Origin of the sequence: Paenibacillus mesophilus (assembly GCF_005938385.1) — a bacterium.
Classification (GTDB): Bacteria; Bacillota; Bacilli; order Paenibacillales; family NBRC-103111; genus Paenibacillus_AB; species Paenibacillus_AB mesophilus.
This window is the reverse complement of record NZ_VCRA01000009.1, coordinates 265730-289255: the sequence shown is the minus strand read 5'-3', so window position 1 is coordinate 289255 and position 23526 is coordinate 265730. Positions and strand designations below refer to the sequence as shown.

The window sequence follows — 23526 nt, the reverse complement described above, 5'->3', positions numbered from 1 at the left end:
TTTGCCTCCGGCAAAATTACTTTGAATGCGGCCGCTAGCTGTTAGCGGGCACCCAAGCCCGATGCCTTCTGCACTTTCTGGAAAACCCACATCGTGATCCCGAGGAACACCAGTATGATTACGAAATAGATCCAGGCAAGTGCGCTTGACTGTCCGTAGTTGCTGCTGTTTACCTGGGTCAATATCGGGTTGGTCGGGAATGTGAACAAGTCGACCGTCGTGTAAATCAGGTTGAGCAGAATAAATGGCGTCATCCCCGGAAGCGTAATTTTCCAGAACACTTCCCACGGCGTCGCGCCGTCGATTCTCGCGGCCTCATATACCGAGCTTCCGATCGTCTGCCGCCCCGCCAGGAAGATCAGGATTTGTACCCCGGAATACCACAAGATCAGAACGAACGATCCCATAACGGTAACGATCGGCCCCGCCCATACGGAGGTCAAGTTCTGGGATATGAGCGAAGTGATGTTGTACCGCGCGATAAAGCCGAGATCGCCTTCCCCTTGGGTCATAAATTCCCGGACGACCTGCCCGGTCGTGAAGATGACGGGCAGGAAGAAGATCGAGCGGAACAAAGCGCGTCCCGGGAATTTCTGGTTCAGCATGATTGCGACAAGTAGCGAGAATATTAAGATGATCGGGATCATGATAATCGTCTGTCGTAGAAACGGGAAAAGCGAGTTGTACAGGATCGCACCGTTCTCAAGCAAAATGTACTTATAATGCTTCAAGCCGACCGCCGTTATCTCGATACCGGTACCCAATATCCGCACTTGATGAAAGCTCATGTAGAGCGAATATCCGAGCGGGAACGCCATGAACGCGAAAAACCCGATGGCCCACGGTGCTATAAACAGCGAGCCTTCCAGCTTTCGGATCGTTTGACCCGAAAGCCTGCTTTTTTTAGTCGTCATGGTGCCGTTCCTCCTTTCACGATCAAGTAATCGAGCGGTCTAACGGTAATGCCGCCGCTGGAATACGTCGTGTTGCCGTAGTTGACGATGATGCGCTTGCCGCCGGCGTAAGTCGTTTCCTTAACGTCCGGCGCGAGCTGCCGGTGATTCGTAATGAATTTGTTCTGAACGTCGCCCAGCGCTTCGTTGAACTTCTGGTATTCCTGTACCGCTTGGGTTTCCCAATCGCGGTAGTCCAGACTATACGTGTGCAAAGCGTCGGCGTTCTTGAGATCTTCGGCATTTTCGGCGATGAAGATGAACGCTGGAATCGAACCATACTCCAGGTCGCGCAAAAATTGCTTCTGATACTCCGAACGGTTATTTACATAAGCGGACGAGTAATTGACCAGCCCGTGCAGCGCGATTTGTACGAACGGAATCGAGGTTTCCGAGAACGAGTCGTACGAGTAATCGTCGATCAGATGACCGATCGTGCTGACGTAAGGGAAAGCGAAGTTACTGGACTGGGTTCCCCGAATATCGAGAGAAGCGTCCTTGAATTTCTGGAACAGCTCTTGCTGCTTCTTCCGGCTCTCCTCGCGGCTAAGCGGATAGTTCGTGTTATAGTCGCTGTCGACCGTGCGTCCCAAGCCTGCTCTATTCTCTCCTGGTGTGCCATCCACACCAAGAGTGATACCGTCTGCGCCCAGTTCTTTGAAGTTTTTGATCTCTTTATCGAGCAGCTTCTCAAGATAGCCCAGGCTGACATAATTGCCTTGAACGGTACCGCCCAAATCACGCAGGCCGTGCTGTCTTCTGTTGAAGCTTCCGGCTTTGGTCGAATTGAACATATAGTTCGTATCCAAGTAAACCGGAATATCGAGCGTATGGGCGAACTGGATGAACTGCTTCATCCCGGATGCACCGCCCAGGCGGCTGTCCACCGGCAATGGCGCTCCGAATTCGGCGAAGCCGCCTTCCTGCCATGCCATGTAGTTGACGACCATGTTGTCGATGCCGAGTCCGTACAGACGCTGTACGATTTTCATCGCATCGGACGTTGTAGTAGCCTTCAAGTAACGGTCAGTAACAAGTCCGTCCTCGCGGCCGGCCCCGAGTAGGTTAACCGTCATCGGAACTTTCGAACCGTTTTTAGGTTTAATCGGTTGCATTTTATAAGTATCCATCAAATATTGACGATAACGTTCGGCCATGCCTACATAGTTTGCCTTCGCTTTGTCAAGCATGACGTAACGGACGGCACGATCGCCCGTGAACCGTTCTTTCTTGTTGTAGGTAATAAAGAAACGGCCCTTCTGCTCGTTCGTTACTTGTCTGTAAGTAGACCGGTAGTTCTGCTGAGCGGTAATCCAGTTGTAACCGCTGAATACGCCGGATGGCGAAGCGACTACATCGGCCGCTTCGGCGCCGTTCTCGACGATCGTCAAGAAGCCTTTGTCGCCGGACTTAGCCCCGAATACGGGCACCGTGATCGGATTTCGCGATTGCGGATCGTTGTTAGCTTTGAACGATGCATCCATTCCGTATATCGGCTCTTGGTAAATCCGGTTGACGTTCGTATTATGCTCCCGATACGGAATCAATGCGCCGGAACCGTCCGGTATGAACAAGTAGCCGTCCTGACCGTAGGAATGGTCTGCTCCGAAGAACGGGTACAATCGGATCCAGATCAGGCTTAAGGAACCTTCCTTAATGCCGGAATCCACAATCTTGGTTACGACGGTGTCTTTCTCCACCTTTACCTCGATCGGAATCGTAAATTGCTTGGACGGCATATCGAACGTAAGCTTGAATCCGCCGTCAATCGATGCGACATCGATAATTTTACCTTGCTCTTCAAGCAGGTTCGTTTCCTTCGGCTGCGTAACTTTCCCGGTTAAGTCGATATAGCGCAGCATGACCGGCGAGCGAAGGTGGGTTCTCCAGATCCCTTCCTGCTTTTCATTCGCCCACCGCTCCGGATCGGGGTACGACCGCCAAATGTTGCCGTTGCGTTTATCCAGCACATTGAAATGACCCGTCTTGGAATCGAGTCTGAGCTCAAGCTCTCCGGATTGGGCGACCGTCTTGAAATCCGCTTCGTTCGGCAGCTCCGCCAATCCTTTGTCGACTTTCACCGCTCCCACGTTCGCCTGGGCGGCCGCCTGAACGGCTCCCCTGTCGAGCGTGCTTATATCGAGCCGGAGCGTAACATACAGGAGCAGAGCAATGATTAGAGCGGCCCATATCCAATATTTGATAGGAACTCGTTTGAGCAGCTTCATCGCATCTTCACCTCCTGATACACTTCGATAATAAAGTCTTTCAAGTCACTGCTCAGACCGATGACGACGAGTGCAAGAATCGCAAGCGTTGCAAAAGCGACGATCGTAAGAAAGATGTTGACGATCGTCTCGCCGACCGAATAGTTTTGCAGCGATTGGATTTTCCAGAATATCATCGCGGCAGTCCATACATACAATATATTTTCGATGAAATCGTAAATCGCAAGCTCGGACGTGGTCATAACATTGGAAATAACCGCAAGCGGAATTCCTACCAATATGACCGGAATCAGTGCATATGCACTGCCGACGAACACGTCCTTGAACCGTCCTTCGCCTCGATAGATCGAGCTGACCAAGTAGTTCGCTACGACCCAGCCGAGCCAGATAAGCACGAATTGAATCAGGATCGCGATGATGTTGACTCTGCGAATGTCGACCATGTTGAAGGAGAAGCTCGTAAACAATCTCATGATGACGATCGATGCATAAGCTCCGATCAGCAAGATGATAGCGCTCAAGTAGCCGCCCTTGAACTCATAGCGAAGTGCGGTGAAGCCGTCGATCGGGTGCTTCAGCAAATAGAACATATGCTTGAACTGCACGATAAAGTTGTTTTTGGAGCGTACCCGGTTGCGCCACGCTTTCCGCCATTTCGCCTTCCGTGTCGATTTCTCGAGAACGGCATACAGGATGGCGGCGATGATTAGGATGGAAGCCATCAAGGAGAAATGGCTCTGGAACCATTGCAGACGGATTTGCCAGAAAGCGTCGGAGTAGCCTTTATGGTCGTCGCCTTGCTTGAACAGCTCGAGCGCTTCCTGGTAATTGCCTTGCTTGTAAGCCGCTTTCGCCAAGCCGAGAATCGCCGGGGAGAAGCTGGCGTTCAACCGCAGCACTTCCCGCCAATGCTTCTCGCTCTCCTCGTAACGTCCGGCCAGCGTCAGCTTGTTCGCTTCGTTCACCTTCGCCCCGAACTCGGACAGCTTGAACAGCTGGATAACGCCTTCCTGACCGTCAAGCAGGAACAAATCGTTCTTGGAGTTGGCGTCGACCGCTACGGGGTTTTTCATCAAACCGAGCTGGGTCGTGTTCGCCGACGAAGGGCCTGCCCAGAAAAACAGCAAGTTGCCGTTGGCATCATACTGGTTAATGTATTTGTAGGAAGAGTCGATTGCCGTAATGTTGCCATTCGAGTCGATCGTCAAGTCGACCAATTGCGAGGTCACTTGACCTCCGGTCGCGAATCGGACATCGAATCGGCGAATCTCGCCGAAGGCCTTGCTTTCAAGCATATTCAAGCCTTTGATACTGAGCTTCTTAATCTGCTCGGTCTTGATGCCTTGACCTGCCGTAGTCGTGTACATGAAGCCGTCATCGTCGGCCGCGACGCTGCTGATCGCGCCAGGCAGCTTGCTGATTTCGTTCGCGTACATTTCCTTCGTATACAAGAGCCTCTTCATCGCATCGAGCGGAGAGAAGATCGTCTTATTCGCTCCGTAGAAGCTTTGGAAGTTGCCTTCCGGATCAAGCTGGAGCAATCCTTGGTAACCGCCCAAAACGGCGATATAAAGGAATCCCCGCTTGTCGACCACTAGCCGCGTCGGGTCGTATTTGAATGCTTCCGGAATATATTTTGAATTCGGCTTTATATACTCCCGTACGAACTTGCCGTCTTTATCCAGCCGAACGACGCGTTTGTTGCCCGTGTCGGCTACGTAAATGTCCAGCGAGTCGGTGACGAACACGCCTTCCGGCTTGTTGAACGGTTTTCCTCCGCCTTCCGTCGTGATATAGCGGACGAACGTTCCGTTCTGGTCGAACTCGACGATCCGGTTGTTACCGGTATCGGCTACATAAATATGGTCGTTCTTGTCGATAAACAAATCTTTAGGATTTTGCAGCGGCGACGGGCTCGTTTCTCCCGGCTTGTCTTTGTTCGGAATCGTCAGCTCTTTGCCGAAAATCCCTTCGGGCGTATAAGCCGGCTGCGTCCAGATGAGGCGTCCCTGCTTCTCTTTCGAGTTCGTCCAGTAAGGCACTTCCGCGTAAGCGGACAGCGGCATCGCTGCCACCGCGGCCACCATCAGGACGAGTAGCGACAGGATCCGCCAGCTTCTTCTCGATTTCATGGTCAGACCTCCGAATCTGTCTAGTCCTTTATTTGATGCCGGAATGCGCCATCGTGGCGATAACTTTTCTTTGGAAGATCAGGAAGAATATCAAGTTCGGCAAGAACAGTACGAGCGCCGAAGCGGCCGCTACGCCTTGTCTCGCTATCCCCGTAGCTCCGCCTGTAACGAAGGTGGTGAGGAAGAACGGGAACGTCTTCATCGACTCGTCCTGCATAAACAATCTGGACGTCCCAACATCACCCCATGCGGCCTGGAACGTCAGAATGGACACGGTTGCTACGGCCGGCAGAATGAGCGGGATAACGATTTTATAAAAGACCGTAATCTCGCGTGCGCCGTCAACCTTGGCCGCTTCCAGCAGCTCGTTCGGAACGTTCACTTCGATAAACTGCCTCATCAGGAACACGCTGACGGGAGCCGCCAAATGCGGCAAAATATGGCCGAAATACGTGTTCATAATGCCCAGATGAGAAACGACCAAATACCGTGGAATGGCTACCGTTTCCGCCGCGAACATGAGCGACAGCAAGATCGTTGCGAACAAAATATTGCGGCCCGGAAAATTGTGCTTAGCGAGCGGATAAGCGCACAAGGCGCTGACCAGTACGACCCCGATAACCGTAAGCGTCGTAACTACGATACTATTAAACAAATATCGGGTAGCCGGTACGACCGCGTTGGCCGTCAGCAGGAACAAATCCTTGAAGTTTTGCAGCGTCGGATCTTCCACGTAAATGCGCGGCGGGAAAATAAACAGCTCCTGAACCGGCTTCAAGGCGTTAGTGAAGTTAAATACGATCGGCACAACCATGAATAGTCCGACCAGCGTAAGCAGGACGTATAATATTTTTTGAAATCCGTCAATCTTATTCAATCGACTTCTTCTGCGCAGCCCTACGGATGACAGCATGCGCGAGAGCCGGCTTGTAGTGGCGGTGCCTGCCATCATTCGTCACCCCGCGATCCGAATAGTTTGTGACTGAATTTGTTGGCCATGAACATCAGAACGAGCAGGAATACCGAAATGGCAGAAGCATAACCCATCTCGAAGCGGACATCTCCGTAGTCCTGGATATGGCTCATCAATACGTGTCCCGAATATTGGGGAGTCGGGAATTGGCCTGACAATTGTTGTCCGATCTCTCCCGCCTTAAACGCTCCGACAATCGCCATAACGGCGGCGAACAGCAATAGCGACTTCATCGACGGGATCGTAATGTACCAAATTTCCTGCAGGCGGCTCTTGATGCCGTCGATCCGCCCGGCTTCGTAAAGCTCCTTATTGACGCTTAGAATGCCGGCCAGTTGGGCGAGGAAGCCTACGCCCATACTCGACCATAACGTCAGCGTAACCATCGAGCCCATCAATAATTTGGGGTCGGTAACCCACAATACCGGTTTCTCGATGATGCCCAAGCTAAGCAGAAAGTTGTTCAAGTAACCGATCCGGTCCCCTGCGAGCAGCGGCCCCCATATGGCCGTCATCGCGGCGCCTGCCGCAAGAGACGGGCTATAGAACACCAGAGCGTACAGTGTTCTGGAATAATTAGGGAGTTGGGCAATCAACCATGCCAAGATAAAAGAAGCGATATAACCGCCCGGACCTATCATGAGCGCGAATTTGATCGTATTCGGCAGCGCATGCTTCAGGAAGATCAAATCCTGGGACAGCAGGTACAAATAGTTTTGCCAGCCTACGAAGCGGAACGGCTCCAACGCGTTGAAGTACGTAAAGCTTAGCAGTGCGGCAAGAAAAACCGGAATAAAAATGAACAGCATAAAGCAGATTACGAAAGGCGCGATGAACATATAAGAAAGGCGATAAGACCATACAAGCTTCAGAAACGTGTTCAGTCGCTCTCCGATTCCTGGCTTCTTACTCTCAGCAGTTTTTATTGCGACTCCGGCATTACTTCGGGACAAATCGGTCAACTCCTTCCCACGGCTTCGTCACTTGAGGCATATCGAGCGTATGCAGCACGGTTCCGTCCGGCGCGACAAACCCGAATTCCTGTTCCTTGCGGACCATCTCGCGGTCGATGTTGACGATCGCTTCTTCGAGCGATTCGCGGTAGTTCATCGCGTCAACGACCGTACGCGTCCATGCATTGTTTAGTTCCCGCGGCACGAAGTAGGCGCCCGGCGGGTTCGGCATTTCTTTGTACCATTTCCATTGCTCCAAAATCACTTTCAAGTCATCTCTCGGCCACGGCAGACGCGTGAATGCTTCGATATTAGCCGTAGCCCAGCGGAACGTGATCCCGTTGAACGATTCGAGATCATTGCCGTACCGTGCCTGCACGTCAGCGGACACGAGCCATTTCAGGAATTCCCATGCCTGTTCTTTTTTGTTTGAGCTTTCGTAAATAAACCCTGTCGTTTGACCGCCGGACGACCAGCGCTCGACGACGCCACTCGAATTTTTGATTCCCGGCAATGGCGCAATTCCCCACCAACCGGTCAACTCCGGAGCGGCTGCGGCCATCGTTACGTACGTATTGTAATCGGCAACCCCGATCGGCATGTTGCCTTTGCGGAAATGCTGGTAGAAGCTCGGAACGCTTCTCTCGAGATCGTAGATGTTGAACAGGTCGGTCCACTGCTTGAACCCTTTAAACGCTTCCGGCGTATTCAAGGCCGTACCCATGCCGTCTTTGGTGAAGAACTCCGCGCCGTTCTGGTATATGAACGTAATGAAGTCGGTTGGCGGCACATAGAAGTTATACCCGCTCTGCTGCAGTGTCGGCAGCATGTTGTATACGTCTTCCCATGTGTCCGGCACTTTCAGATTGAGCCGCTCCAATATATCTTTGCGGTAGAACAATACTTTGAACGACTGCGTCTCCGGCAGGGCGTAGTAGCCTTTATTGTAATAGAACGGAAGTAGGGCGCCCGGCGCGAATTGACTCGCAACCTTGTTGAAATCCGGGAATTTCGTCAAATCATACAGCGCGTTCCGCATTGCGAAGTCGATCGATTTGTCCTGCGGCTGCCCGAGAGCGATGTCCGGCGAAATACCAGCGGCGTTGGCGTAAATGAGCAGGTTTTCGTCCGGCAGCAGGCTGACTTTTACTTTGATGCCCGTCTGCGGCGTGAACATTTCGTTCGTCAATTCCTGCAGCAGGTTGACCCAGTCGCGTCCGCGGTTGACCCATACGTTAAGCACTTGATCATCCATCTTGCTTAAATCTTCCTTCTTGGAGAACGAACGGAAGAAGTTCAGCAAGCCCGTCTTCGTTTTCTGGAAGAAATTCGCTTCCATCTTCGGCTGGCTCGCGCCTACCGGCACGATATAGATTTGGTCGAGCTGCAACGGCGCTCTGATTAACGTCTCGCGGATCGTCCCGATTCTTTCCTGCAGACTCGAGATGTCGTCCATATGGTACGGAATTTCGTTCGGATATCTCAGGTAGCTTTCGATATCTTTGACCGCGTTCAGAAGTATTTGCGTCACGTTCTCGCGAATTCCGTTCGCTTTCAGCATATCGTCGGCCATCAGTTTCATCTGATCGCGGATCGCCTCAAGCCGCTTCGGCAGCTCCGGGAAATCCTCTTCGATTTTCCATGTCCGGTTTTTGTCGACCACGTTGCCGGTGAGCGCCTTCAATTCGGCCGTCAGCTCGCGCAATTGGCTTGTCGCCACTTCGGACTCGACGATCACCTTTTGGAAAGGACCGGTGGTAGCCGTCATGGTCAAGACGTGATCGCCTTTCTCGAAATAAAACTCATATGGCTTCTCGTCCGCTCCGGATAAAGTAACGCCTTTCCAGTTCGGATCGTAACGGAACTGGTAAGCGCTCAATTCCTGGAACGGAATCTTTCCGTCGATGGCAATCGTCCGGAAGGACGCCATGTTCGAGATCACATTTTGCTTGGCCCGCATGGAGATTTGGTACCGGCCGCTTTCCGGAGCGTTGAACGACCAGGAGATCGATTGTCCGCCTTTCTCCCAGCGCGTGCCGCCTACCGTATTGAACGTCTCGTATTTGCCTGCTTCCGGCAATGACAAAGCGTCCTTATCGACTGCCATCTGGATGGCGGCGTCGTTCTTGGTCGTCATTTCTTCGGCTTGGAACGTTATCGTCTTGCCGGACTTGGCTTGCTCCGCCGGAAGCTTCGCGGCGTACGTCTTGTAATCCGGATAAGAATCGGGAGGCGCGAGCGTCAGTTGGCTGATCGCTATTGCTTCGCTGCCGGCCAGGCGGATCGTATGCTCGCCCGCGGACAAATACCATTGCAGCGGCTCGCTGTAGGCGTTCGCGGAATCGCGGAACGGCTCGTCCAGCCACCGCTCGACGGCGAGCGATCTGGGCCGGATGTCATCGCCCTTCTCGTCCTTCTTGACCGGCAAATCGTCCTTGAACAATCTGCGGAATGGAACCGCTCTCGCTTCGCGGAACGGAAATTTGCCGTCGATCGACACGGCCAGCATAACCGGCCGGCGGTTCAGCTGCGATTCCGGTTGGGCGCTGTAAGGATAATATTGCAAATTAAACTGGTAAAGCCCTTCCTTGTCCACGCGGACCTTGTACTCGATCCAGTTGTCGCGGTCGCTCTTCCAGAGCAGCACATTGCTTTTCCCTTGGTAAGAGCCGGGCCCGGCCAACTGCAGCGATTGCGAGGAAATATCGGCACCGTTTATCCGGTAAGTGTTCGTAGCATTCGCATAATTTTTCTTCTTCCATTCTTCGAGCGTCTGGGCGAAAAACGGCTCGAAATTCGTTGTCAACCCCGCTGAAAGCAGAGGGGTGCCCGACGACGAGGCGGCTGAAGAGGCCGGAGCGCTAGGCGCTGTCACATTGGACGCGTGTACCGCTTTCTCCGCACCCGGATTGACGATGCCCGAGCCGAGCAGCACCGAAGCGGCCAGCGTGACGGCTACGGCGGCGCGTTTATTGTTTGTTCGGCGACGTTGCAATGGAGATCCTCCTTTCTTCCTCACAAATCGATGAGCCGTTCTCCGCTATCCCGGTCGAAGAACAGCGCCTTGTGCATGTCTACGGCTACCGAAATTTTCATCTCGTCATTGTAGAAATTGCGCGGGCTTGTGCGGACGACCAACAAATTGGGCGCTCCGACATCCAGATGCAGGAAGCGGTCGGCCCCCATCAACTCGTTGAATTTATGAATGCCGTTCATGACGGCGTTCGGGAACGCGTCGAATACGATCTGATCGACGCTGATGTTTTCCGGGCGGATACCTAGCGTTACGACTTTGTTGACTAACCGTTTGGCGATGAGCGCCTTCGCTTTGCCTTGGGGAATTTCGAGTGCGAAGCGGTTCGTGTGGAATTCCAGCTTGCCGCCGTGCTCTTCCAATCTTCCTTCGATAAAGTTCATCGGCGGCGATCCGATAAAGCTGGCCACGAACGTGTTCGAAGGATTGTTGTATACTTCCTCCGGCGTGTCGACCTGCTGAATGATGCCGTCCTTCATGACTACGATCCGGTTCGCCATCGTCATGGCTTCGGTCTGATCGTGGGTTACGTAGATGGTCGTAACTTCGAGCTGCTTGTGAAGCCGGATGAGCTCGGAGCGCATCTGCACGCGCAGCTTGGCGTCAAGGTTCGACAGCGGCTCGTCCATGAGGAATACTTCGGGATTCCGTACGATAGCCCGGCCCAGCGCGACCCGCTGGCGTTGACCGCCGGACAGCTGCTTCGGCTTGCGCTCCAAGTACGGCTCGATCTCCAGAACGCGTGCCGCCCGTTTGACGGCGATATCGATTTCGTGCTTGGGCGTTTTGCGCAGCCGCAGGCCGAAGGCGATGTTTTCGTACACGGACATATTCGGATACAAGGCGTAGTTTTGGAACACCATGGCGATATCGCGGTCTTTCGGAGGAAGGTCGTTGACGAGAACGTTGTTGATGTAAATCTCGCCTTTGCTGATGTCCTCCAAGCCTGCGATCATGCGGAGCGTTGTCGATTTGCCACAGCCGGAAGGACCGACGAACACGACGAACTCTTTGTCTTCGATTTCCAGATTGAAGTCTTTTACGACGTTCAGCTTGTCTTTGCCGTACTGCTTATAGACGTGATTGAACAATATCCGGGACATGAGCCGATTACCCCCTCGATTGATTTGCTGACAGAAAACGGTTACATGGCAACATACACTTCATTATAAAGAGATAGCTGTGAAATTGGTGTGAAGAAAACGACACGATTCGGGAGATAGACGGCTTCGGGGGCTGAATAAGATAAATTTATTGTGAATTTCCCGCGTATTTCCGGTTATTCACGAGAGAAGTCCCAATTCCTGCCTCGGGTTGCGCGGATGAATTTCATGTGAAGATTGCGTGCGTAGTCGGCGTGGACATCGGCTAAGCGTGTACAATTAGGAAGATATGAAATAACTACGCGGGGAGTGAGCCGTTTATGCCTTATGAGCAATATGAAGACAGTATCCGACTGGATAAGCGCAAGAATGCGAAAGAGAACCGTTATTCCCCATATTGCGACTTCATTTATTACGAATCGACAAAAACGCCGGGAATTATGCTGGCCGCGCGCATTATTAAGCCGTCCAAGCCATCCTACATCGTCGCGGGCACGCATGGCTGGCACATGAGCATTCCGAAGTTCGTGCATATGGATGAGCCCGAGCCCGGAAACGAATATTTGCGGGTCGAAGTCGATATGCGCGGACGCGCCCACTCCGAAGGATCCCCCGACTGCAACGGCTGGGAGCTATACGACGTGATCGACGCGATCGAATACGCGAGAATCCATTACGCGGACTATATCATCGATTCGGACACGGTCTATTTCGAAGCGGGAAGCGGCGGCGGCGGCAATGCGATGGCGATCGTGGGCAAATTCCCGGATTATTTCGCGGCGGCGACCGCCTTATGCGGCATTTCCGATTATGCGCTTTGGTACGAGAACGATGAAGTCGGCGAGTTCCGCGACGAGTTGGACGTATGGATCGGCAGAAGTCCCGCCGACGACGCGATGGCCTATCGTTCCCGCAGCGGCGCGGAGCTGGTCGGCAACCTACTCACTCCGATCTATCTGGCCCACGGGGAAACGGACATCCGGGTTCCGTGCGAGCATACTCGCCTCTTCGTCGCCAAAGCGGCTGAGGCCGGTAAGAGCGATCTGGTCCGCTTCTACGAGCTGCCCGGAGTCGGAACCCGCGACCATTGGGGACTCGCGACAGCCGAGATGATGGACAAAGTCAAGAAGGAGAGCGAATCGAACCGGCTTCGTCACCGGTCGCCGGTTACCCTTCCCGAACGCGGCAGTCTCACCGTCGGCGGATATTTGTTCACGAAGCGTTTTTCCGTCGTGCTCGATAGTTCGGATAAAGTCGCTTATCTGGACTACGATTTGAATACCGGCCGCTTCGACGTTACTTGTGAGGTGGAATGCGGATATACGCTGAGGGTCGGGGACGAGTCGTTCGTTCGCCAGGCGGTATTGCTGCGCTGACCGACATCTGGCAATTTGTAAAAGTAATCGATTGCACATGCTAACCGCTGCCGGAGGCTCCCCTCTCGCAGCGGTTTGTTGTTGTTTTCCACAAAAATCAAATTTGCGCGGCATAAATACTCGATTTTATATTGACTTTGAGAATGATAGACATTATCATTTGTTATGTGATATTGAGAATCGTTATCATTAAATTGCGCCGGCGACGGCTGATTCGAATACGGACAAAGGAGTGTGCGGAATGGCTCGTTTATTCGCCGAGAAGCTGCATATCGCGTACGGAGACAAGGTGATAGTCAACCAGCTCGACCTTTCGATACCCGCGGGTAAAGTTACCGCGCTCGTAGGAGCGAACGGTTCAGGGAAATCGACTATTTTGAAAACGATGGCGCGGATCATGAAGCCGCAGAAAGGCGGAGTGTTTCTCGACGGCAAATCGATTCATCAAATGCAGACGAAGGAAGTGGCGAAGCAGCTGGCCATTTTGCCGCAAAATCCGGTGGCGCCCGAAGGTCTCACTGTAAGCGAACTTGTCTCGTTCGGCCGGTTTCCCCATCAGAAAGGCTTCGGCTCGCTTAGCAAGGAAGACAAGGAAATGGTCGGCTGGGCGCTGCAGGTGACCGGCATGACCGGTTTCTCCGACCGTCCGATCGAGCAAATGTCCGGCGGACAGCGCCAACGGGCATGGATTGCCATGGCGCTCGCGCAAGGAACGGATATTTTATTCCTCGACGAGCCGACGACGTTTCTCGACATGGCCCACCAGCTCGAGGTGCTGAAGCTGCTCGAGCGTCTCAACCGCGAGGAAGGGCGCACGATCGTTATGGTCGTTCACGATTTGAACCATGCGACCCAATACGCGCACCATATCGTCGCCATCAAGCACGGTGAAGTCGTCTATGAAGGCAGCCCGGGCGAAGTCGTCCATCCCGACATGCTGCGCGAAGTGTTCGGCATCCGGGCCGATGTCATCCCCGACCCGCGCACCGGCGCGCCGCTCTGCCTGCCGTACGGTTTGGCCGGGGAAGCGGACCACGCCGATTCCAATGTCGTGAATTACGGCCACAAACCCGGGGACAATCAGGCGGCCGTGGGCCGAACCGAAGCCGCGAAGGAAAAGGTCGGCGCGCTTTGATCCGCAGTTTTGCTAATTACCAGAAAAAAGGGGACCCTATTCCATGAGTAAGCTTATTAAACCGTTAACCTTCATGCTCGTTTTCGTATTTATTTTGGCGGGATGCGGCTCTTCCTCCCCCGCTCCGGCAGACAACAAGCAGGGTGCCGCGCCATCGGCGAACAATTCGGGAACGAACGCCGCTCCCGCGACGAAATCGATCCAGCATGCGATGGGCACGACCGACATTAAAGGCACGCCTTCCAAAATCGTCATCCTGGAATGGAGCTATGCGGAGAGCTTGCTGGCTGTAGGTATGCAGCCCGTCGGCTTGGCCGATATCAACGGCTATAAGAAATGGGTCAACGCCAAGCCCGAGCTGGCCGCAAATGTCGTGGACGTGGGAACGCGCCAGGAGCCGAACTTGGAAATCATCGCGAGCCTGAAGCCGGATCTGATCGTAACAACTACTGCCCGCTCCAAAACGTCTTATGACAAGCTGAAGGCGATCGCCCCGACGATCGTGTTCGACCCTTCCTCGGAGCAAGCATCCAAGGACATGTACGCCGATATGATCAATTCGTTGAAGACGATTGCCGACATCGTGGGCAAAAGCGCTGAAGCCGACAAAGTGGTCAAAGATCTGGACAAAACCTATGAGGACGCCAAAGCGAAGCTGAAGGCGGCGAGCAAGGAGGGCGCGGAAATCGTCCTTACGCAAGCCTACAGCAATCAGAACGCGGCCGTTCTACGCATCTTTACCGACAACTCGTCGGTTGTCCAAATTTATACGAAACTCGGTTTGAAGAATGTCTATAAGCCGGAAAAATTCGAATCGCAAGGGTTCGCCACCGCATCCGTCGAATCGCTGCCGGCGGTCCAGAAAGCCAACTTCCTGTACGTCGTACAGAACGACGACAACGTGTTCGAGAAGCAGTTGAAGGATAACGCCGTATGGAAAGGACTCGCCTTCGTGAAGGAAAACCGCACTTATTCGCTCGGCGGCGACATGTGGCTGTTCGGCGGACCGCTCTCGATCAAAAATATCGTCGATAAAACCGTAAGTCTGTTGACGGCGGCAAAATGATGACTCAACCTCAGCCAATCGTCCAGAACAGACCGAAACGCTCCGGCTTGAAGAGCATTTTCGTATTCGGGGGCGGCCTGCTAGCGCTGGTCGTCCTCCTTTTTGCGTCCTTGACGCAGGGAGAAGCCGATATTACGACGAGGACGGTAATCGACGCCCTCCTCTCGCCGCAACAAAGCCTACAGCATAACCTGGTGCTCGGCATCCGCTTGCCGAGAGCCGTAATGGGCATGCTGGCCGGAGCCGCGCTCGCGGTCGCCGGCGTGCTGCTGCAGACGATTACCCGCAACCCGCTTGCGTCTGCGGGTACGTTCGGCATTAATTCGGGAGCCTACTTCGTCGTCGTGGCGGGCACCGTATTTATGCCGTCGTTGATTTCCTCCGCCCCGCTGCTAATGGCACTGGTCGGCGGCTGCGGCGGCGCCGTCATGGCCTACTTAATGGCAGGGGGAACGCGGGGAACACCGGTGCGGATGGCATTGTCCGGCATGATCGTCACGATGGTGCTCTCCTCGTTCACAAGCGCGCTGCAGCTTCTGTTCGAGAATGAAACGAACGGCCTGTTCATGTGGGGCTCCGGCTCGCTTATCCAGAACGACTGGAAAGGCGTCCAGCACGCCTGGCCGTGGATCGCGGCGGGAGGGGCCGTCGTGCTGCTGTTCATCCGCACGCTCGATATGCTGGAGCTCGGCGACGACACCGCCAAATCGCTCGGGCAAAAAGTCGATGCCGCCCGGCTGAGCGCTCTTGCCGCCGCCATCCTGCTCGCGGGCGTCACGGTCAGCGTCGTCGGTCCGATCGGATTCGTGGGGCTGATCGCCCCTCACCTCGTCCGCCTGATCGGCTTCCGCCGTCATCGTCTGCTGCTTCCGGCAAGCGCTTTATGGGGGGCCGTCGTCCTCGTAGGAGCGGATACGATCGCCCGGCTGTTCCGCAGCACGATCGGCGAGCTTCCGGCGGGTGCGGTTACGGCCCTTATCGGGGCGCCGTGGCTGATCTGGCTGGCCGTCCGGGGAACGAAGGAACAGCGGAGCGTGGAAGCGGCCAGCTCGATGAGCGTCGGCTTCGCTCCAAAGAAAGTGCCATATTGGCTTATGCTTGCTCTGATGGGCGTGCTTCTGGCATCATGCTTCGTAATCGGACTTGCCGCAGGCGGATTGAAAATTCCGGTCGGCGAAGTGCTCGCCGTGTTAACCGGCGGCGGTCAGGATATGTACCGGAACATCATCCTGGATATGCGGATGCCGCGGATCGCCGTCGCGATGCTGGCCGGGGCCGGACTTGCGGTGTCGGGCGTCATGCTCCAGGGAGCGGTGCGCAATCCGCTTGCCGACCCTTCCATTATCGGCGTAACGTCGGGCGCCGGCGTCGGCGCTTTGCTGCTGCTGGTCGTATGGCCGTCGGCGCCGGGATCGCTCCTTCCCGTTACCGCCTTCATTGGAGCGATCGCCGCCGCCATCGTCGTGTACGCACTCTCCTGGCGCAAAGCGCTCCATCCGACCGTGCTGACGCTGGTCGGTATCGCCGTTACCGCAATCGGATCGGCCGCGATTCATTTTCTCGTCATCAAATCGGGGATGGGAGCCGCCCCGGCGCTAGCGTGGTTGGCCGGCAGCACTTACGGGCGGGGGTGGGAGCAATTCCGGTGGCTGGCGGCGGCTATCGTCCTATTCGTCCCGTTCGCCTGGCACCTCGGCCGTAAAATCGACTTGCTCGCCTTCGGCGATCCGGTATCGCTCGGGCTCGGCCTCAAGCTGCAGCGCACGCGGATGATCTCGGCCGGCGTCGGTGTCGCACTGGCGGCTATCGCCGTTTCCTGCATCGGCACGGTCGGATTTATAGGTTTGTTGGCGCCACATGCCGCCCGGATGCTGGTCGGCCAAAACCAGCGTAAATCCGTAGGTTTGGCGGCACTCCTCGGTGCACTGCTGCTTCTGCTCGCTGACATTGTCGGGAGAGTCGCCATCGCGCCCAAGGAGGTTCCCGCCGGGCTGGTCGTCGCCTTGATCGGGACCCCGTATTTGCTGGCGCTTATGTACCGGAGCTTCGGTAGACGTTAAATGAGGCCCTTTTCAAAATTACCCGAGCCATGATCCGGCTCATTCGAACCGATTCCGCAACTGTAACTGGAAAACATGCCGTTAATTTAACGTTATACGCCTCTTCGAATCGTTTAACTGGAGAACCGAGACTGTCGATTAACTGAAAGCGAAGCGAAAGCACGCCGTTCCAAGTGAAAAGATACCTTCTTTTACTCAGACAGCTTGTTTTAAAGTCCTTGATTTATCAAAGATTTAGCGGTTGGAATTTAAATCCAAAACTCGCCAGAAGGTATCCTTTTCACTTTCCACTCCTTTACACACGAGTTAATCGACAGTCTCGAACCTGCAGTAAATTTTGACCGAATTTGCTCTTTCGGCTCGATTATGACAAATTTTGATGGAGGTTCCCGTTATTGCCCGCTATTTGATCTTTTCCGAATAAATGTACTGCATGATTTCCATTTAGCGGGTCGAGGTTGAGTTTGCACACCAAGGACCGTCCGGGCGTTTTCCCGGACGGTTAATTTTATGTCGTTATACCGCCATCGTCACGACAAAACCGCAACAATTGCCGCCGCTGCCACCGCCGCCAATCCCCCGGCCAACGATCCGGCTACATTGACCACATCGTTGTTCCAGCCCGCGTAGCCGCGGATGCGGACAGCAGGTCGGCCGCAATGGTGCTGCAGTTCAACCTCGCGGCCGCATACGCCGCACCGGAACATCTGCTGCACCGTAGCGCCAAGCAGCGAATCGGCAAGCGATCCGATCGTGCCGCCGAACAAGCCGATGCCTGCCCATACCGGCAATAGGAGCCATTCTGAAGCCATTCCGGATGGATTGTACTGCCCGGGAACCACCTGCAGCAACAGCCAGGCCGCCAACCCGATAAACAGACCGCCTGCCATCGACGCCGCCAAGCCGAGTCCGGACACGCCGCCCGATGTCCCGGCTTCAACCCGCCGTCCGCTTAGGATCGATCTTGGCGGAGTTTTGCTCAAGCCCCCGATTTCCGTCGCCCAAGTGTCCGCATTGACGGAAGCCATGACGCCAAGGAAGGCGTACCACCATACCGGATGAGGCATCCACGCATGGGCGGCGCACATTAGCAAGGCGAGCCCTCCGTTCGCCGCCACCTGGCCGGCATCCCGTCTTCCCGATTTTTCATACCCGCTCTCGGCTTTTTCCTTGGCCTTCTTCTTCCACTTGGATAACAGCGTCGACGATAAGAAGAAAGCGATAAGCGTACCGAACCATACCACGCTGCCAAGCGTAAACATGGCCGTTCCCAAAATCACGGCCGCGGCAAACCCGCTTCCCGACAGCGACCGTTTCAAGTAAGCCGCCCCGGCTATGAGCAAACTTCCCGAAAATCCAATCAACAGTTCCAACGCGCGCCCTCCCGTTAACCCGATTCATGCTCTCGAACTTATCATACACGGACGACGGCGGGAGTCAAGCCGGCCCCGCATCTCGACCTGCCTCCTTCCCGTTCGCCAGCATTCGACGCCGGAATAGGACTTTTTTTCGTCAAGATGCAGGAAGAATGACCCTTCACAGGGAATACAATGAAAATTAGAGTTACGCAGATGAGGAGTGGAACAGGTGCACGAAACATATGACTTTGAAAAGCCGCGTCTGAAAAAAGATTTGGAGCCGGAGGAGCTGCTCGGCGTCATTCTCGAATACGCAGCCAAAATTGCTAACGAGCGGAATCTGGACAACGTGCTCATGCTGATGGCGGATATGGGCAAGCAGATCGTCATCTCCGACCGGTGCACGGTGTGGCTGCTGGACGATCAAAGAGGCGAGCTGTGGTCCAAGGTCGCGCACGGCGTAAAAGAGCTGCGCATACCGCTCGGTGCCGGCTTGGCCGGTCATTCCGTACGGACCGGGGAACCCATATTTATCGACGACGCCTACACGAACGAAGAGTTCCACGATGTGTTGGTCAGCGGGGCGCTGCGCACCGACCAGCAGACCGGCTACCGGACGAAGGCTCTGCTCGTGATCCCGTTCCGCAACAACGAAGGCGAGGTAATCGGTTGCTACCAAGCCGTCAATAAAATGACGGACAGCGAAGTGTTCTCCGAGCGCGATCTGCGCAACTTGTCGCTGGCCGCCTCGTATTCGGGCAAATCGATCGAGTCGGCGATGCTCGCCCAGGAAATCGAAGAGACGCAGCGCGAAATCATTTTTACGATGGGCGAGATCGGTGAAAGCCGGTCGAAGGAAACGGGCAATCATGTCAAGCGGGTTGCCGAGTACTCGTACATTTTGGCGCTCGGCATGGGCATTCCGCAAGCGGAGGCGGAAATATTGAAGATGGCGTCCCCGATGCACGATATCGGCAAGGTAGCAATCCCGGACTCCGTGCTGAAGAAGCCGGGCAAGCTGACCGACGAAGAATTCGACATTATGAAAACCCATACGGAAATCGGCTACAGCTTGTTGAAAAACTCGAAACGGCGCATCTTGAAGACGGCCGCCGTCGTTGCGGAGCAGCATCATGAGAAATGGAACGGGAAAGGTTACCCGCGCGGCTTGAAAGGCGAAGAAATTCATGTATACGGACGAATTACGGCGATCGCGGACGTATTCGACGCATTGGCGAGCGACCGAGTGTACAAGAAGGCATGGGAGCTCGACCGCATCTTGAACTTGTTCAAGGAGGAGCGCGGCCAGCATTTCGACCCGGACGTCGTCGATTCGTTTTTCGAGCATTTGCCCGCCATCTTGAAAGTCCGGGATGAATATGCGGACCATTTACTGGAACAGCACTGACGAAATTGACATTTAAAAGTACCGCTGCGCCCCGTACGGCGGCAACGGTACTTCCGCCGAACGCGGCCCGGATCCGAATCGACCGGGCCTTTTTCGTTCGAGCAGCTGTCCGGCGCGCCTGCCCTCTCTCCTACTCCTTAAGCGATCCGACCATGGCGCCTTTGACGAAATATTTTTGCAGAAACGGATAGACGATCAAAATCGGCGCAGTGGCGAACAAGGTGATGCCCGCCTTGAGCATTTCCGGCGTCAGCATCGTTGCGACTTCGGCGGAATTCGCCACGTTATTCGCCTGCTCCTCCACGACAAGGTTGCGCAACAGCACCTGAAGCGGCATTAAATCTTTGCTGCGGATATAAATCAGCGCGCTGAAATACGAATTCCATTGGCCGACCGCATGGAACAAGGCGATCGTGGCGATAACGGGAGTCGACAGCGGAATGGCGATACGCGCGAAGCTGCCGAGCTCGCTGCAGCCGTCGATTTTCGAGGCGTCGAACATTTCGCTAGAGATACCTTGGAAAAATGTTTTCATAATAATCACATTGAACGCGTTCAGCGCTCCGGGGATCATGAGCACCCACAGCGTATTCTCCATCCCAAGACTGCGGATGAGCAAATAGTTCGGAATGAGCGGCGCCGAGAAAACGAACGTGACGATGATCCCTCTCAGCACCCATTTCCTCCCGTTCATTTGCGGGCGCGACAGCGGATAGGCCATCGTCGCCGTGAAGGCGAGGGCGATGATCGTACCGAATACGGTAATGAAGATGCTTACGCCCATCGAATTCCAAATGTTGCTCATCCCTAGTATCGTTTTATAGACGTCGATATTGAACCCTCTCGGCCAAAACGTAACGAGCTTCGCCTCCGCATAAAACCGCGAGCTGAGCGAAACCGCCGCCAAATGGACGATCGGGGCGATCATCGTCAGACAGAGCACGACGAATGCCGTGCCGTTCAACCATGAAAACCAGTCCAGCCTTCTGCGTACAGGCATCGGTCTCCCTCCCTTAGTAGATGCTTTCTCCGGTCGTTTTGCGGCTGAGCGTGTTCAAGCCGACGACGAGCAGCAAACCTACGAGCGATTTGAAGATGCCGATCGCCGTAGTCAGACTGAATTGGGCGCCCAGCAAGCCGACCCGGTATACGTAAGTGTCGATCACTTCCCCAACGTCGCGCACGAGCGGATTCAGCATGATAAGCACCTGCTCGACGTTCGAATCGAGCACATGGCCGACCCGCAGCAGAAACAGCACGACGATCGCCGGCATGAGCGAGGGGAGCGTGATCGACCATATTTGCCGGAAACGGCCCGCGCCGTCCACCATCGCCGCCTCGTACAAATTCGGGTTGATTCCGGACAGCGCCGCCAAATAGATGATCATGCCCCATCCCATTTCCTTCCATATGCCAACCGAGACGAGGATGCCCCGGAAATATTCGGGCTGCGTCAAAAAATCGGTTTTCTTCATGCCGAACCAGCTTAATATCGTATTGAGAAAGCCGTCGACCGACAGCAGGTTGATGAAAATGCTTCCGACGATAACCCAGGACAAAAAATGCGGCAAGTACAACAACGTTTGAACCGGACGCTTGAACCACGTTTTGCGTATTTCGTTCAGCAGCAGCGCCAGTACAAGCGGCGCGGGGAATCCGAAAATGATCGAATAAAGGCTCAGCACAAGCGTATTTCTTAAAATATTGTAAAATTCGTGGTACGTAAACATTTTCTCGAAATGCTGCAGGCCGACCCATTTGCTGTCCAATATGCCGGAAAAAATGCTGTAGTCCTGAAACGCGATGACATTGCCGAACATCGGTACGTACCGGAATAGGACGAAGTGCAAAATGCCGGGCAGTGCAATGAGCCAAAGCAAGAGCGAGTCGCGGGACGTGATTTTCTTGAGCATGCACACCCTCCTTTCATCGTGAAGGAACGGATGCGCCAGCCGGATTCGCTCCGGCCGGCGCATGCCGCACGCCGTGAATGATTATTTTTTGTGGAACTTGTTGTACCATTCCGTGGCTTCCTTGATCGCGGCTTCGCCGCCGCGGCGCTTCCACTCCGCCACGAACTTGTCGAACGAGGCGTCCAGCTCTTCCTTGCCGGTAACGACTTTGGCGAACATATCGAGGAACAGCGTACCCGCACCGGTTCCGACCGCGAGCTCCGGATTCGTCTTCAAGCTGGACAGCGTAGGCATATACAGCGCATCGTTTTTAATCAAATTTTTCTTGGCGATTTGAATGCCGTTCTTAATCGCTTCCGTATTGGGCGATACCTCGAGCACTTTATCCAGCATCCGTCCGTCGCCGCGCGGATTGATCGACAGCTGATAGAAGATCAAGGCATCGTTTTCTTTGTTGGCCGGATCGGCTGCATCCCATTTCGGCTTGCCGTTCTCGATTTTGTAGTTGTAGTCCTTGATGCCCATCCCGAAAAATTCATCCGCTTCATCCGACCATGCCCAGTTGAGGAACTTGATGACGTCCTCGGCTTTTTTGTTCTTGCTCGGTACGACCCAGACGAAGTAAATTTGGTCGCCTTGGGCGGAGATGCCTTTGCCTTTCGGGCTTTCCGGAGCTTCCAATACGAAGATTTTGGCTGTTTTCTCTACAAAGCCGGCAATATTCCAGTCCGAGTTGTAGTTCGTGATGTCGTGAATCCAGACGCCGCCTTTGCCTTGCTTGATTCCGGCCCCCCAATCCGTTCCTTTGTTGGTGAACAGGTTCGGGTTGATGTAGCCGTTGTCGTACATGCTTTTCCAGAACTTGATGGCATCCTTCATTTCCGGCTGAATCATGCCGGGTTGAAGCTGTCCGTTTTTCAAATACCACATATTCGGATCGTAGCCGAAGTTGGAGAAGAACAAGTTCGAGTAGATCAGATTTTCCCGGACGTACAGGCCGTATTCGTCGTTCGCATCGCCGTTGCCGTTCATATCCTGCTTCTTGATCGCTTCGAAAAACTTCAAATAGTCGTCGACCGTTTTTGGCTGCTGCATGCCGACCTTGTCCAGCCAATCTTGGCGAATATAAACGACGCGGGTGGCGGGCAGGGCGGCCAATGCCGGAATGCCGAATATTTTGCCGTCCTTGCTTACTTTCGGGCTGTTCCAGGCTTCCGCGGGAATTTTCTTCTTCAGGTTGGGCCCGTATTTATCGATGAGCGGCGTCAAGTCCTGGAAGACGCCTTTGTCGAGAGCGCCGGGGTGCATCGTCGAGTCGATGCTGTCGGTGCGGATCATGTCGGGCAATTCGCCGGATGCGAACCGCACGGTCATTTGCTGGGTGAAATCGTCCCCGTGTCCGAGAAATTCGTATTTCAAATTATAGTTGGACAGTTTGGACAATTCTTTGATATACCGGTCGTCGTCCTTCACCTGCATCGCATACTTCGCGTTGGCGTGGGACACCAGAATACTCAAGTTTTTCGGCACCTGGGCGCCGCCGTCGCCGGAAGCTTTGTCCTCCTTCCCGCCGCAGCCGGCCAGCACCGTGGCGGTGACGAGCGAAGCCGCGAACAGGGTTGCAACCGTTTTTCTCGCCATTGTCATGCAAACACGCTCCTTTTTGTTTATTTGCAGAGCCGCAGGACGATCGTACTCCGCCTGCTTGCTCTTGGAGGTTGGCCCCCTACGCTTCTTATCATGTAACCGTTTGCAATACCGTGCAATGCTCCATTGTTTGGATCGGCCATCGCAAATAATGATAAAGATCAGCCAAAAAAATGATAAATGAATT

Annotated in this window: 16 protein-coding genes; 5 read left to right on the top strand and 11 right to left on the bottom strand. The window is 54.4% G+C overall.

The genetic code is table 11. The annotated features are described in order from the left end of the window. Positions 1–41: 41 nt before the first annotated feature. From FE783_RS18425 to FE783_RS18395, 7 genes are read right to left on the bottom strand one after another with little or no spacing between them, the layout of a single operon-like run. Entirely contained in the window at positions 42–914 is an 873-nt protein-coding gene (locus FE783_RS18425; RefSeq protein WP_138880848.1) for a carbohydrate ABC transporter permease, read from the bottom strand. Further along, entirely contained in the window at positions 911–3181 is a 2271-nt protein-coding gene (locus FE783_RS18420) for a DUF5696 domain-containing protein (RefSeq protein ID WP_138880847.1), read from the bottom strand. Before FE783_RS18420 ends, FE783_RS18425 begins: the two co-directional genes overlap by 4 nt. Then, positions 3178–5313, bottom strand: a complete 2136-nt coding sequence (locus FE783_RS18415; RefSeq protein ID WP_138880846.1) for a YIP1 family protein — start codon at positions 5311–5313, stop codon at positions 3178–3180. Before FE783_RS18415 ends, FE783_RS18420 begins: the two co-directional genes overlap by 4 nt. 28 nt (positions 5314–5341) lie before the next feature. Further along, positions 5342–6262 carry a carbohydrate ABC transporter permease gene (locus FE783_RS18410; RefSeq protein WP_420799750.1) on the bottom strand — a complete coding sequence of 307 codons (921 nt, stop codon included), beginning with the start codon at positions 6260–6262 and terminating at the stop codon, positions 5342–5344. Beyond that, positions 6262–7239 (bottom strand): carbohydrate ABC transporter permease, encoded by a 978-nt coding sequence (locus FE783_RS18405; protein WP_338015869.1) that lies wholly within the window; start codon positions 7237–7239, stop codon positions 6262–6264. Before FE783_RS18405 ends, FE783_RS18410 begins: the two co-directional genes overlap by 1 nt. Continuing rightward, positions 7226–10234 carry an extracellular solute-binding protein gene (locus FE783_RS18400; protein ID WP_138880845.1) on the bottom strand — a complete coding sequence of 1003 codons (3009 nt, stop codon included), beginning with the start codon at positions 10232–10234 and terminating at the stop codon, positions 7226–7228. The genes FE783_RS18405 and FE783_RS18400 overlap by 14 nt, the downstream gene beginning before the upstream one ends. Before the next feature lie 20 nt (positions 10235–10254). Further along, the gene (locus FE783_RS18395) at positions 10255–11376 is read right to left on the bottom strand and encodes an ABC transporter ATP-binding protein (RefSeq protein WP_138880844.1); all 1122 of its coding nucleotides are present in this window, start codon (positions 11374–11376) and stop codon (positions 10255–10257) included. Between the two features lie 320 nt (positions 11377–11696). Here FE783_RS18395 and FE783_RS18390 point away from each other — a divergent pair, with 320 nt between their 5' ends. The 4 genes from FE783_RS18390 (at position 11697) to fhuB (ending at position 17013) form a co-directional block, all read left to right on the top strand. Continuing rightward, on the top strand, positions 11697–12752 hold the full coding sequence (locus FE783_RS18390) for an alpha/beta hydrolase family protein (protein ID WP_138880843.1): 1056 nt from the start codon (positions 11697–11699) through the stop codon (positions 12750–12752). A 241-nt stretch (positions 12753–12993) separates the two neighbouring features. Then, complete coding sequence (locus FE783_RS18385) at positions 12994–13887, top strand: ABC transporter ATP-binding protein (RefSeq protein ID WP_138880842.1); 894 nt, start codon at positions 12994–12996, stop codon at positions 13885–13887. A 43-nt stretch (positions 13888–13930) separates the two neighbouring features. After that, positions 13931–14953 (top strand): ABC transporter substrate-binding protein, encoded by a 1023-nt coding sequence (locus tag FE783_RS18380; protein WP_238403137.1) that lies wholly within the window; start codon positions 13931–13933, stop codon positions 14951–14953. Then, positions 14950–17013 carry a Fe(3+)-hydroxamate ABC transporter permease FhuB gene (gene fhuB, locus FE783_RS18375; protein ID WP_238403136.1) on the top strand — a complete coding sequence of 688 codons (2064 nt, stop codon included), beginning with the start codon at positions 14950–14952 and terminating at the stop codon, positions 17011–17013. The genes FE783_RS18380 and fhuB overlap by 4 nt, the downstream gene beginning before the upstream one ends. A 530-nt stretch (positions 17014–17543) precedes the next feature. On the opposite strand, the gene FE783_RS18370 is transcribed toward fhuB, so the two are convergent. Beyond that, a complete protein-coding gene (locus FE783_RS18370) occupies positions 17544–18386 on the bottom strand; it encodes a DUF92 domain-containing protein (protein WP_138880840.1) in 843 nt (280 codons plus the stop codon). Between the two features lie 214 nt (positions 18387–18600). On the opposite strand from FE783_RS18370, the gene FE783_RS18365 reads away from it, so the two are divergent. Then, positions 18601–19779: an HD domain-containing phosphohydrolase gene (locus tag FE783_RS18365; RefSeq protein WP_202916208.1), complete on the top strand. Its 1179-nt coding sequence runs from the start codon at positions 18601–18603 to the stop codon at positions 19777–19779. A gap of 130 nt (positions 19780–19909) precedes the next feature. Here FE783_RS18365 and FE783_RS18360 read toward each other — a convergent pair whose 3' ends face one another. The 3 genes from FE783_RS18360 to FE783_RS18350 form a co-directional block, all read right to left on the bottom strand. After that, on the bottom strand, positions 19910–20779 hold the full coding sequence (locus FE783_RS18360; RefSeq protein ID WP_138880839.1) for a carbohydrate ABC transporter permease: 870 nt from the start codon (positions 20777–20779) through the stop codon (positions 19910–19912). Positions 20780–20792: 13 nt separating this feature from the next. After that, positions 20793–21692 (bottom strand): ABC transporter permease, encoded by a 900-nt coding sequence (locus tag FE783_RS18355; RefSeq protein WP_138880838.1) that lies wholly within the window; start codon positions 21690–21692, stop codon positions 20793–20795. 81 nt (positions 21693–21773) lie between these two features. Beyond that, positions 21774–23339 (bottom strand): type 2 periplasmic-binding domain-containing protein, encoded by a 1566-nt coding sequence (locus FE783_RS18350; RefSeq protein WP_138880837.1) that lies wholly within the window; start codon positions 23337–23339, stop codon positions 21774–21776. Positions 23340–23526 lie beyond the last annotated feature (187 nt).